The 14,289-nt window shown below is 41.2% G+C and carries 4 protein-coding genes; 3 read left to right on the top strand and 1 reads right to left on the bottom strand.

The window, feature by feature from the left end; genetic code table 11:
• Positions 1–86: 86 nt before the first annotated feature.
• Positions 87–1,742, top strand: a complete 1,656-nt coding sequence (locus ABJQ32_10085; GenBank protein ID MEP5289990.1) for an alpha/beta fold hydrolase — start codon at positions 87–89, stop codon at positions 1,740–1,742.
• 531 nt (positions 1,743–2,273) lie between these two features.
• Here the strand turns inward: ABJQ32_10085 and ABJQ32_10080 are convergent.
• On the bottom strand, positions 2,274–4,103 hold the full coding sequence (locus tag ABJQ32_10080) for a tetratricopeptide repeat protein (GenBank protein ID MEP5289989.1): 1,830 nt from the start codon (positions 4,101–4,103) through the stop codon (positions 2,274–2,276).
• Between the two features lie 361 nt (positions 4,104–4,464).
• On the opposite strand from ABJQ32_10080, the gene ABJQ32_10075 reads away from it, so the two are divergent.
• Together ABJQ32_10075 and ABJQ32_10070 are read left to right on the top strand one after the other, a co-directional pair.
• The gene (locus ABJQ32_10075) at positions 4,465–9,069 is read left to right on the top strand and encodes a BspA family leucine-rich repeat surface protein (GenBank protein MEP5289988.1); all 4,605 of its coding nucleotides are present in this window, start codon (positions 4,465–4,467) and stop codon (positions 9,067–9,069) included.
• A 212-nt stretch (positions 9,070–9,281) separates the two neighbouring features.
• Positions 9,282–14,090: a BspA family leucine-rich repeat surface protein gene (locus tag ABJQ32_10070; GenBank protein ID MEP5289987.1), complete on the top strand. Its 4,809-nt coding sequence runs from the start codon at positions 9,282–9,284 to the stop codon at positions 14,088–14,090.
• Positions 14,091–14,289 lie beyond the last annotated feature (199 nt).

Genomic DNA, 14,289 nt, shown 5'->3' with positions numbered 1-14,289 from the left:
CGAAGTAAGTTTGTAGCGATTAACCATCGCCTCAAATAACACATGAGGTTTTATTGCCATGAACAGATTTAAAATCTACTACCAGCATGGATAAGCCCAACACTCGATACGCGACAAGTGGTAGTATCAATATTGCCTACCAAGTTTTTGGTTCCGGACCAGTTGATCTTGTGTATATACCAGGCTGGGTTTCCAATATTGATTGGATGTGGCAATCTCCAGACTTGGTCAAATTTTTGACAGAATTAGGAACAGTGGCCCGAGTAATCTTATTCGATAAGAGAGGAACGGGGCTTTCAGATCGCATCGTGGAACTATCCACTTTAGAAGAGCGAATGGACGACATTCGAGCAGTTATGGACGCTGTTAACTCTGAAAAAGCAATCTTATTTGGTCATTCAGAGGGAGGAAGTGCTGCTATGCTTTTTGCGGCAACTTATCCGAATAGAGTTATATCCCTAATCACCTTTGGGGCCTTTGCAAAACGTAGGTATGCTGAAAAATACCCATGGGCTCCTACAGATGCGGAGAGACAAGAGGTTTATAAGATGATCGAAAACAGTTGGGGCAATGGAGAAATGAATCTGGATAAGCTTGCTCCAACAAAAGCCCATGATCCAATATTTATGGAATGGTTGGCTAACTACTTTCGATCTGGCGCCAGTCCCAATGCCGCTATGCTCCTCACTAGAATGAACACTCAAGTAGATATCATTCATATACTGAGTTCAATCAAGGTACCCACGCTCATTCTCCAAAGAACTCACGATATAGATGTAAAAGTGGAAGAAGGCACCTTCTTGGCAGATCATATAGAAAATGCTTCTTTCGTTGAATTAGCCGGTGAAGATCATCTCTTTTGGATCGGCGATACTCAATCAGTGTTACATGAAATAAAAACATTCATCCAAGATGCAAGACCGAAGGTCAGCTATGACAAACAGCTTTTAACGATTCTTGCTCTAAGTATACCTGAAAATGCGATTAACACCCCGCAAATAGTCTCCAGTGTTAAAGAAATTGTATCAAAGTTCAATGGGGAAATATTGAATTACAGCCAACAAATTGTAGCAACATTTGAGGGCCCCAGTAAAGCAGTTTACTGTGGACTAGAAGTGATGCAGCTTTCAAAAGAAAGAGGCCTTTCGATTTCCGCTGGAGTTCACATTATGGAGGTTGCTAAAAATGATGTTGGAGCCCAAGATCAAGAAGCGAATGAGCTTATTAAAATCTTCTTGAAAAAAATAGAACCAAATGAATTAGCAGTTACGCAAACCGTCAAGTACTTACTTACTGGAACAGAGTTATTGTTTTCAGAACAAGCTAACCAACTCGACTTTTTTCAGAAAAATCCTTTGACAATTTATAAAGTTTCAGACCCGGATACCGACCCTAAGGTTCATCTAGAAACCAAACAAATACCTAGAGATACTGCTTTTGTAGAAATCATCTTGAAGAGTATCAACACACATATAAGTGAAGAATTAACTGTTAGTAAACTTTGTAGATCAGTAGGTATTAGTCAAAGACAGCTTCAGAGAAAACTAAAAACGATCACAAGTAAATCTCCTATTCAGTTTATAAATACAGTAAAGCTGCACCGTGCTAAGGAGTTATTGAAATCAAAAGATCTCAATATTGCCGAGGTAGCCTTTAAAACAGGTTTTTCAAATCCCTCTTACTTTTCTAAAAAGTTTAAGGAAGAGTTTGGGACAAGCCCATCTGCTACTTATCACATTTGAATACTAACATCTTAGAAATATACTATAACCAAGTGCTTAGGAGGGTGGGAATGAAAGTTTGGCGGGGTGGGTAAGCCTTAGCAAGGGCAGCTTTCAAACTTTCTTGACTTTTTTGGCGGTTCGCCGCTGCGATACTTTTTTCGTCAAGGAAAAAAGGAAGTAGGAAAAGGCTAAGAGATGCTATCTGAATAAGGGTGGGGTGGTCTCTTTTCTGGATCAGAATCATCTTCTATTAAACATTAAGCTCGTTTTTAACTCAAACAATATTTTAGCTAATGTCAATAATACTTGAATAAAATTCCCAAAAGGAAACTCTTGTGATTTTGATTGTCGGATCTTTTGCATCTTTTGGCGAATATCTTAGACTAAGAGATACACTAATCGAACAAATTTGCATTGTTAAAATTCAAAAAGAGGTTGCTCTTTGTGCAATTTAAGTTTGCAAATATCACGTCAGTGATTTAGCACGGTAGTATGGCTGGTTAGTATTCTTGGTAGTGTGCTGCCAGCCTTTTTGCTAATCTTGGAAGATCAGACACCCTCCACCACAGCATGCTCTACAAAACCCAAAATATCATTATCCTCACTGGCCATCTCAAGTTTCTTTTTCAGTCTCCTTTTTGACTGCTCCACGGCTCTTGTTGTCACATTGAGAATCAGTGCAATCTCTTTATTTGATAATTTCATCTTCAAAAATGCCAGCAGCTTATAATCATTGGTTGATAACTCAGTAAAGGATTGATCTAGTCGCTTAAAAAAATCAGGGTGTACGTTTTCAAAATGAAGTTTGATACTATCCCATTGGTTATCTTCATTTCGAAGATTTCCTAACTCTTTGATTAAGGTCTTTTTACGAGGGCTACTTATCTCCTGATCTTCTTCTATTTCCTCCGATAGCTCGGCTATTTTCTCATTCAAATTGAGCAATTGTAAAGAAGTGGCAGTCAGTGATCTTGCTTTTTGATTGTTTTCTATCTCCAACTGCTTTCTGACCTCTTCCTCAATGTTTAGCTTCTCTCTTTGCAGTTCGTTTTTCTTTATGAGGTAACCATTGGCTGATTTCTTTAGAAGAAAATTTCGATAGATTATAAATAAAAACGCTATAGCCACAATCAAGCCCAGTATAATGAGATTTTTGAAAAACCTCTGGTTTTCTAACTGGGCATGTACCGTAAGCAATTCTGCCTGCTTCTGGTGCTCAAGAGAGTCTCGTTCTATCTCAAACTGGTAATTTAGCTCCATGGTAGTGAGTTGTTCTGTCAAATCCTCGTCGAATAATTCATTCTTTAGTTGAGTGGCGATTTCAAGGTATTCAAAAGCTTTGGTAACATTCCCTTTTTCTTTGTAGAGTTCATAAAGTGCTTTCGAGGCTTCCTCCGATCGCACTTTTAAATCATGGCTTTCAGCCATTTCGTAGCTCCGTATCATTTCATTTTCCGCCTGGGAGATCATGCCTTTCATCCTATGTAATTTTGCTATTTCCAACAAGGCAAGCGATGTATTGAAAGGATGATCACAACCCAAACCATATATATAGGCCAGATTCAGGTACTCTAAGCCTTTTTCCAACTCATTGAGCTCTCTGTAGCAAATACCTATATTGATCGCCGTAGTGACCTTTTCACAATTGGTCCCTGATGAGTCGAGTAGATTTATATTGAATGCTCTCTCAAGATAGATGAGTGCTTTTGAATATTCCTTCAATTCTTGGTACGTCGCGCCAATGTTGTTAAGAGTAGAAGACAGTTTTTCAGGTTCATCCTCATGCTGTTTTTCCTTGATTTCGAGTGACTGATTGTAGTACTTCAAGGCCAGGTCATGTTTTTCCTGTTCGCCATAAATATTCCCAATGTTATTGAGTGTGGATGAAGCTTTTAAGCTGTCACCAAGTTCAAGTTTCAGTTTCAAGGATTTTTGATAATAATACAGGGCTCCAGCATAATTATTTTTGACATAGTAGATCACTCCTAGATTGTTCACTGTATTTGCGATGGATCTGATGTCATTGATTTCTGTTCTCAGTTTGAGCGCTTTCTCATAGTAGCTTAAAGCACTATCTAGTTTTCTATCATAAAGGAAATTTGTTGCAAAATTGTGATAAGCAGTTGCCAGTCCCTTCTTGTAATCAATTTTAGTGGAAAGCTCGGCTGCTTGCTTAGCGAGTAGCACTGAAGTATCCGTCCCAGAATTGTAGAACATTTCCGAAAGATGATTCAATGCATCAATCCTGAGAGTGTCTGTAGGATTTCGAGATAGTAACTGCCTTAAACTATCCGTAGTACTTTGCCCTAAAACGGGAGTAGTATTAAGCAAAGAAATAGCACTCCATACCAATAAACTTGTTTTAATCCTTTCCAACATGGTTATCTATATGTTTAATCCAGAAAATAGTACCTAAAAAACTGAGATCAAGTAATCATCAAACAAGTTGCATTTGATTGACTATGTATCTCAAACATCATTAGCAGAAACAAAGATGGTTGGCTTGCAAAGTAATCACAACATATCATGCGTGTCTTCTTTGCATTTCGGCATTCATGTCGGAAAAGTGATAGAATAAGACGAAAAAGTGTCATTTTCAAATAATACCCTCATCTACTTTTGTGGAATAATTAAAATAAAAATTCAAATAATACAATTTTTATTCATGCCTTGAATCATCGATTGCTAAAAGTAAAAGCTTAAGAAATCGACTGTTAAGGCATTTCTAAAATTTACCACAATGAAACAAGTCTTAAAATTTACCTCTTTTGTGCTGCTGGTATTTTTGCAACTTCTGGCACATGGTCAGAATCCTTTCATCACGTCATGGTCGGTGACCGATGGCGATGAGATTACCATCCCTGCAAATACAGGTTTCATATACAATTTCGACTATATATGGAAAGACGAATCAGGAGCGGAGATATTTTCCGCTACGGGAGTCACTGGTGACATAGTACAATCATTCAGCGTCACAGAAAACGTCACGCTAGAAATCCTCGGAGACTTCCCTCACTTTCAAGGCTACCCAAAAAATCAACTGATAGATGTGAACCAATGGGGAGATATCGTTTGGGGAAGTATGTTCCAGACTTTCAATAACTGGCCCGGTGTGGTGTTTAGTGCAGAAGACAATCCTGATCTGAGCCAGGTAACGGATATGTCTCAAATGTTCTTTCGTGCAGGCTCATTTAATGATGACATCAGCGACTGGGATGTGAGTAATGTAATGAATATGGCAGTTATGTTCAGACAGGCATTTGATTTTAATCAGGACTTGAGTGCCTGGGTTGTGGACAATGTAACAGCTATGAACATTATGTTTGAAAACGCGGACAGCTTCAATCAGGATTTAAGCAGCTGGAACGTTGGTAATGTCACCAATATGGGTCGAATGTTTGCTGCTGCTGACAAGATTGATCAAGATTTCGGATCATGGGATGTCAGTCAAGTTACTAATATGAATGCAATGTTCAGTGGATCAGGATTGTCAACATCAAACTATGACCAAACCCTCATAGGCTGGGCAGCTCAAGAAAACTTACAGTCTGGAGTAACACTTACAGCCACCAACATATCATTTTGTAGTTCTAATGGAGCCAAAGCAGTATTAGAAGGCTTGGGCTGGACCATAGTAGACGCAGGACAAGCTTGTGAAAGAACCACGGATATACTATCCTTCATTATCAACGAACAAGTAGGAAATTCCATCATCGACACAGCAAATGCAACCATTTCTGTACCCGTGCCAGTAGGTACAGATGTTACTGCATTATCTCCCATCATCGTCTTGGGAGCTGGAGCTTCTAGTTCACCAGCCAGTGGAGAAGCAGTAAATTTCACTAACCCTGTTTTGTACAACGTGACCTACGATATACCTGGAGGTGATGGAGCTATCAGCGAAGAATGGACAGTCAGTGTATTTGAGCAGTCTACATTCATAACTTCATGGTCGGTGACCGATGGTGATGAGATTACCATTCCGGTCAATACTGCCTTCACTTATGATTTTAACTATGTATGGAAAAATGCTTCAGGGGCTGAGATTGCATCAGCAACGGATGTCACGGGTGATATAGTGCAATCATTTGCCGCCACAGAGACGGTCACATTAGAAATCATCGGCGACTTCCCCCACTTTCAAGGCTATCCGAAAACCCAATTGCTGGATGTAACCCAATGGGGAGATATCATTTGGGGGAGTATGAACTCAAGTTTTCAAGATTGGCCAGGGGCAGACTTTAGTGCTACAGATCTGCCTAACCTGACCGAGGTAGAAGATATGAGTCGGATGTTTCAAAACACGGCGGAATTTAATGGCGACCTCAGTGAATGGGAGGTTGATAACGTTACAGATATGAGTTTTATGTTCACGGAGGCTCAAATTTTTAATGGAGATCTTAGTGAATGGGAAGTAGGTAACGTTACCACAATGAATCACCTATTCAATTTGGCCAGCGCCTTCAATGCAGATCTGAGTGGCTGGAATGTAAGTAACGTGACAGATATGACCCAAATGTTGAATGATTCTGATCTATCCCAAGAGAATTATGATGCATTGTTGGCAGCATGGTCGCAACAGGATGTTCAGGAAGGCGTAACCCTGGGAGCAGGAAACTTAACTTTTTGTGAAGGAGAAGTAGCCAGAAATACATTGATCAATGATAAGGGTTGGGATATTATCGAAGATGAAAAGTTTTGCCCTACTGATATTCAATTTTTCGCAATACCAGGACAAATAGGATCAACGATCGTGGATGAGACTAATTTTGAAATTATTGTAGACTTTCCCGAAGGGTTTGATCTAACTGCACTCATACCATCCTTTACGTTGTTTGAAGGTACTACCAGTATACCAGCCAGTGGGGAAGTTCAGGATTTTATGAATCCTGTTACCTATACTTTGACAACTTCAGATGGTTCTACCCAAGACTGGACAGTGATTTTAACAGAATCACGTGCTTTCATCACGTCCTGGTCTGTAACAGATGGCGATGAAATTATCATCCCTGCCAATACTGGATTCACTTACAACTTCAACTATGTATGGAGAAATGCATCAGGGACGGAGATATTTTCCGATATAGGAGTAACGGGTGACATTGTGCAATCATTCACCGTTACAGAAAATGTCACGCTGGAGATCACCGGAGACTTCCCCCATTTTCGAAACTACCCGAAAGATCAACTACTGGATGTGACGCAGTGGGGAGATATCGTTTGGGGGAGTATGGCTAATAGTTTTCAAAATTGGACCGGCACAAGCTTTAGTGCTGCTGATAATCCCGACTTAAGTCAGGTAACGAACATGTCTGTCATGTTTCGTGAAGCAACCAATTTCAATAGCGACCTAAGTACTTGGGACGTGAGTAATGTGACAAATATGGCTGTTATGTTCAGAGAAGCCATAGCATTCAATTCAGATATTAGCGGTTGGGATATGAGTAGTGTGACAAACACAAATCGAATGCTTCTTCTTGCTAGTAGATTCAATCAGGATTTGAGCGGTTGGGATATAAGTAAAGTAACGGATATGACGGGAATGCTTTCAAGCAGTGCGATCTCGCCTCAAAATTTTGATAATATACTGGTCGGCTGGGCCAATCTTGCGCAAACTACCGGAGTAGTTAGCGGCGTAAGATTTGATGCTGTGGGAACCACATTCTGTAAAGGAGCAGCAGCCCGAGACATATTGTCTGATCCAGATACATTTAATTGGACCATCAATGATGGAGGCGAGTTTTGCTCTTCTGAAACGGATATTTTGTCATTTGTATTGACCGATCAAACGGGTGATACAGTGATTAACCCGGATACACATACCATAGACATAGAAGTCCTATTTACCAATGTACTGGACACGCTGGCTCCCCGTATCACACTATCTCCTGGAGCAACGAGCAATCCTATCAGTGGTTTTGTACAAGACTTTTCAAATGCTGTCACGTATATAGTGACGGCAGAGGATGGTTCCACCACTCAGGATTGGACAATTAATGTGACAGTAGCAGCACCTGGTCCAGAAACAGATATTTTGACCTTTGCATTGGATCAACAAACAGGAGAAGCGATCATTGATTTGGTAAATCATACCGTAGGTATTGAGGTCGCCTTTGGTACTGATCTTACAAATCTGGCACCAGAAATTTCCCTATCGAGAGGAGCTATAAGTAATCCTATCATTGGTACGGCACAAGATTTTTCGAGTGAAGTAACCTACACAGTAACATCAGCAGATGGGGAAAATACCCAGGATTGGACAGTCAATGTAACGCTAGCAGAGAATACCGCTACAGATATTTTAACTTTCACTATAGATGAGCAAACGGGTGTAGCCACAATTGATCCGTTAAATCATACGGTGGCCATTGAGGTAAGCTTCGGAACTAATATATCTTCACTAACCCCAACTTTTACATTATCAGAGGGAGCTGTCAGCAATCCTGTTAGTGGAGATCCAATAGATTTCACCGATCCTGTGACTTACCAAGTTACAGCAGAAGATGAAGAAATCACCGAAGATTGGACAATCTTAGTAACGATAGCTCCTGCAAGTGAAGAAACGGATATTTTAACCTTCTCCTTAGATCAACAAGTAGGAAATGCAGTAATCAATGCTACGGACCATACGGTAGCCATCGAAGTAGCTTTCGGCACAGGTGTAGCTGAACTGACTCCTATGATCACCCTATCAGATGGCGCTGTAAGTAATCCTGCAAGTGGTACCGTTCAAGACTTTACGAATGCTGTCACCTACACTGTCACTGCCGAGGACGGAACAACCAATCAGGATTGGATAATAAGTGTTACTGTCGAGGAAGAGGTATTGAGTGCAGAAACAGATATTCTTACTTTCGTATTGGCTGAACAAGCTGAAACCGCCGTTATCAATACAACCAATCATACAGTAGCGATTGGGGTTACCTCAGGGACAGATGTAACCACACTGACTCCTACAATTACTTTATCAGAAGGTGCAACAAGCGATCCGGCAAACGGAGCAACTGTGAACTTCAGTAATCGGGTGACCTACACAGTTACTGCTGATGATGAATCAACATCGCAAGACTGGGTTGTGACTGTAACTCAAGTTGAGCAACCTCTAGGATTAGATGGGAAGGTAGAAATAAGTACGTATCCAAATCCAGTGAGTGATATTCTTCATGTAAAGACAGAAAAGGAAGTCCATATCAGCCTAACTGATCTGAATGGACGTGTGATCATGACTGAGAAACAAGGAAGCTTGTTCGAGATGGATTTGAGCCAACTGAAGAATGGTACTTATCTCCTGATGATACAATCGGGCAGTCAAATCACTTCACGCAGAATTATCAAATCAAACTAAAGCCAACAGCTAAAAACAACTAAGGTGGCATTTTCTAAGGTAGAGAATGCAATGAAGGGGGCTCTATGAGTCCCCTTTTCTTTTTCTATATTCATTAATCGCCATTTATTGCCCTCTCATCGATTGTCGGATTTGCACTACTCTATGTCGGATTTGTGATAGATACTCCATCCCATGACAAGTAGATTTATCGTCAAAATGAAACTAATTAGATGAAAAATACTATTTATAAAACCTTCTCAGTTCATTGGCTACTTTGTGTCTTACTGGTCTTCACAGGAATCTCGCAATCATTCTCAAGGAAAGTTGAATTTCAGGCACCTCCAGGGGCACCTTCTGGATTAACGGCATCTACTATTTCAAGTAGCAGCATTCAATTAACCTGGACAGACAATTCAACTGATGAAACCGGATTCAAAGTTGAGCGATCGCTAAGTGTCGATTCAGGTTTTGAATCATTTGCCCTATTGCCTGCCAATGCTACCTACTTGGTCAATCATGAGCTTTCCGCAGGAACTACTTACTTTTATCGGGTAAGTGCATTCAATGATACCGGAGATTCAGTGTACTCTAATGTTGCAAGCAGTACGACCAATTCCAATGCGTCAGAGCTTCCTTACTACTGGAGCAATATAGATATAGGTAGTCCCAGATTAGATGGCTCGGCAACATTTAGTAATGGCGTCTTCGAAACGGAAGGGAACGGACGGATGGGCCAAACAGCAAATAGTTTTCATTTTGTGTATCAGTCCCTGCAAGGGGACGGGGAAATAATAGCTCAGCTAACCAGGATGAGAGAGGCTCACTGGGATCATCAGGGAATAATGATCAAAGAGACGCTTGACCCTGGGTCATCGTATGCAATGAATGAGCTATATCGAGATAAGCGGATACTTATTTTCAAAGGCCGCAAGAATGGTAATTTTTTCAGTTTAGAAGATAGTACCAGAACTCACAACACGCCTATTTGGCTAAAGATGGAGCGATCAGGCAATATCTTTATTGCCTCATACTCAAAAGATGGGAAGAATTGGACAGAGACCAATCGGGAAACTATCGCAATGGGCGCAAATACGTTTATTGGGTTGGTATCTCATGCAAGTTCAGATGATAAAATCAGCGATGCTACCTGGAGAGACGTTGCTGTCTCACAAGGCTCAGGCACGTTAGCAGCTCCTTCCAACTTAGAAGTAGAGTCAAGTCAGACAGATGAAGCAATATTATCCTGGGATGACAACTCGGATAATGAAACGGGCTTTCGCATAGAACGTGCAATAGAGGGAGATGACTTCATATTTGAAGATCTGGCTGAAGTAGGTCCAAATGTGACCTCTTTTCAGGATGATGGCCTGACATTAGGAGGCACCTTTTTTTACCGGGTGAGAGCCATCGATGGAAATATGGCATCACTCCCAAGCAATCAGGAAGATGTGGAAATCCAGAAAATCCAATTCACCACGTTGCTGCTGCAGCGTTTGGCTGGCGATTACGATCGAACGAGTCAGAATAATACGATCAACGTAAATACGACTGCTGATACCGTTGAGAATGTCTTAAGGCACCCAGGAATGATCGGTAAACAGATCGGTGTGATTCTGGAGGATCCCTTATCCTCATTAGACGGCACCATTTCTTTCAAAATAATGCCCAATACACACAATCAAAGTGTGGATTTTTTTCGCTCTCAGTCATTGAGGATCACTCAGGCTCGAGATAAACTTCTTATCAATGCAAATGGCGAGATTAATATCTATGATGTAATGCTTGATTCCATAACATGTAATCATATAGCGTTGCGATTTAACAATGGAGTTATGTCCCCATATGTCAATGGAACGTGGTTCGATGATGTAAATGTTGGAACATTTAGCATAAATAGTTTTGCACTAGGTGAATACAATGGAAACCTGTGGGAAGTACGTTTTGTGAACTCCCAGATTGACGATGCAATCATCAATGAAATCAGTGGAGGCTGCACCAGTGAAGTAGAACCTTCAGAACTACCATTTTCCAATTCTCCTTTTAAACATTGTGGGGTATACACCTGCCTGTGGGTACAAAATGAATCACAGCTTCAGCAAGAAAGAAAACGTGCCTATCTTGTAGCACAAGATATTGCCTACGATAAGAACACGTTTGATGTCGGCATGTATCTTCAGCCAGACCTAGATGCGTGGGTGGAACAAGACAGAAACGTCATTTCTAGTGGGTTTGATTATTTCAAGCTGGACAACATCTTTACAAAGGAGCAAGGCAATACTTCCTATTGGCTTCATGAAAATTTCCATGGCTATCAAGTACCACTTGAAAAAGGAGGTAAATGGTTGGCAGAAGCTTCCGCAAACTGGGCCACTTGGAATTACTATAAAGAATCCCTTCGATCAATAGGGAGATATACACTTGATCCGCATCGGACAATATTTGAGTCTCAGGTGGGGTCAGAGTTTGCCCGATTCTACCATAGTTCTCTTTTACTTTCTTACATCACGCACTTTGTATCGGATGAAGCATTTATGGGTCGGCTTTACAATGAACCGACTGTAGTGGGTAATGCCGTTCTGGCAATTAGTAAGTTATTGGCAGAAGAAGGGCACGATTTTGACAAGGTATTTGCTGAGTTTGCTGCACGTACAGCCGTTTGGGATTACCCTGATCCGACCATAAGCGATGATTTTGCTGCAAGTGAGCAATCCGCCATTAATGTCGGTTTGGAAGACAACAGACTCGTGGATGTCATGACAGAAGTTGGCACCTTTGGGGTTTTCCAGCCAGCTCACGAAGAATTTTTACCTGGTGGTTTTTATGCCTGGAATACGTATAAGGTCAGCTCCACTGCGGCATCCACCTACACATTGAAGTTAAAAGGGAGTACAGACAATGAGCAAGGAACAAGCTTTGTAGGAAAAGTAGTTGTTGGAGTGCCTGGATCTTACGAATACCACAATATACCCATCAGTAGCGCAGTTGCTTTGGGAGATGGAGAATCACAAGTGCAAGTAGAGGTAGCACAAGGACAGGAGCTCTACCTGTTAGTGGTCACGACAACACGTGTAAAATTAGAGGACAGGATCAATTATAGTTATGCGATAGGATCAAGTGCACACATTCTTCCAGACGATCATATTCAAACATTCGTGCTTGGCGAAGAGGCGCGCCGTTCGATCATTGATCATGAAAATCTTACCATTAGTGCCGAGGTTGTTCGAGGCACAGATCCAACAAGTCTTTCACCAACCATCACGCTTTCGGAAGGAGCTACAAGTGATCCAGCTCCTGGTGCCAGTGTGGATTTTACCGAGCCGGTTACGTACAGTGTGACAGGACCAGGTAGCACTACTGCTAAGGAATGGACCGTTAGTGTAGCGGTGGTACCTCCTCGCACAGGGACGGATTTCCTGACTTTCGAATTGGAAAACCTTCTTCGTTTTTCTTCAATAGATACAGAAAATCATACAGTCACAGCCAACAAGGTGTCTGATATAGACCTGACAAATGTGGTGCCTGTATTTACACTATCAGACGGAGCTACAAGCATTCCGGCTAGCGGTGAGACAGTGGATCTATCCAGTCCAGTAACCTATATCGTGACAGCTGAGGATGGCGTCACAACCCAAAGTTGGACGGTTTCAGCAGTCGATTTCAAACCTTTTATCACCACATGGGAAACAAGTACTTCAAACGATGACGTAAGTATTCAGCTAGACGATGAACAAAATTTTGATTTTAGGTATGAATGGAAAAATGAAGGTGGTGCCACAATAGCTAGTGGCGCACATAGCATAGCAAGTGATGGAACGGATTTTACCACGTCTTTTCAAAATGTGGGAACATATACATTGGAAATTATCGGAAACTTTCCAAGTTTCAGTAACTATCCCCGAGAAAAACTACTAGATGTGAATCAATGGGGGAATGTAGAATGGCTTGGGTTTAGTTTTTCGAACTGGGATGGAAGTGGTTTTAGTGCCTCCGATGTGCCAGATCTTAGTCGTGTCACTTCCTTTTTTGGTATGTTTAGAAAGACAGATTTTTTTAATGGCGATCTTAGTAGATGGGACGTGAGTAACGTAACTAGTATGACTGACGTGTTTAATGGAGCAAAAGCTTTCAACAGTGACTTGAGCGATTGGGACGTGAGCAATGTAACAAACATGTCTCAAATGTTTAGAGAGACAAGAGCTTTCAACGCCGATATTTCAAGATGGGATATAAGTAGCTTATTGAACATGGATCGAATGTTCTTTAGTGCGTCTGCTTTTGATCAAAGTTTAGGTAACTGGGACGTACAAAACACACCAACCATGGATCTGGCTCTGAGGAGTAGCGGATTATCTCGCCTCAACTATGATCGAACACTCATTGGGTGGGCCTCTCAGAATGTAAGACCTAATATTGAGCTTGGAGCCAATGGTCTTAATTTTTGTGCGGGCGAAGAAGCACGTAATTTCCTGATTAACGAAAAAAAATGGACCATTACCGATGCAGGTGTAGATTGTCCTGAAAATGGCGAAGCAAATATCTTATTCTTTGAATTAGATGCGCAACTAAGCCCGGCTGTTATAGACGATGAAAACCATACGATATTTATTGAAGCCTTCGCAGGAAGTAGTATCACAGCGCTAAAACCTAACCTAACACTTTCAAAAGATGCCACAAGCGTACCTGCTAGCGGCACTGAGGTAGATTTTACAGAGCCAGTAACCTACACGGTTACAGCTCTTGATGGTACTACAACGCAGGACTGGACTGTGACAGTCACAGCGGTAGAGATTCTTTTAGGATCTGAAGAACAGGAAAGTACGATGTATATCTATCCGAATCCAGTAAAGAACTTGCTTCACCTGGAAACTCAGAAGGAATCAACTGCCTGGCTGGTCGATATGAATGGTCGACAGGTTGTGCCATCGAAAAGTGGTCGTTCGCTACTGTTCAACCTTGATAAACTTGAAAACGGGCTTTATATCCTGATGATAAAATTTGATGGTGAGATAGTGACACGAAAAGTACTGAAAACAAACTAGGGAAGTATTTCAACAATGTAGTGATGTAAATGTGAGGTTGTCCGAAAAGCGTCATCGCGAGGAATCGAAGCGATCTCATAAAGGTAAAACTGTATGTATTCAGTTAGTAAGAATTCCTTCTTTGAACCCGACCTGAAACAGGGTTAACATTCTTATTTAAGTTTCCAAGTATCCCTCTCTTGGAGAGGGTGAAGGGAGG

The sequence above is a fragment of the Marinobacter alexandrii genome, assembly GCA_039984955.1.
Classification (GTDB): domain Bacteria; phylum Bacteroidota; class Bacteroidia; order Cytophagales; family Cyclobacteriaceae; genus Ekhidna.
This window is presented reverse-complemented; position numbering and strand designations above follow the sequence as displayed.

What these genes read in the sequence shown, in the direction of transcription:
- ABJQ32_10085 (MEP5289990.1), top strand. Translation starts at nt 87, where the DNA reads ATGGATAAGCCCAACACTCGATACGCGACAAGTGGTAGTATCAATATT.
- ABJQ32_10080 (MEP5289989.1), bottom strand. Translation starts at nt 4,103, where the DNA reads ATGTTGGAAAGGATTAAAACAAGTTTATTGGTATGGAGTGCTATTTCT.
- ABJQ32_10070 (MEP5289987.1), top strand. Translation starts at nt 9,282, where the DNA reads ATGAAAAATACTATTTATAAAACCTTCTCAGTTCATTGGCTACTTTGT.
- ABJQ32_10075 (MEP5289988.1), top strand. Translation starts at nt 4,465, where the DNA reads ATGAAACAAGTCTTAAAATTTACCTCTTTTGTGCTGCTGGTATTTTTG.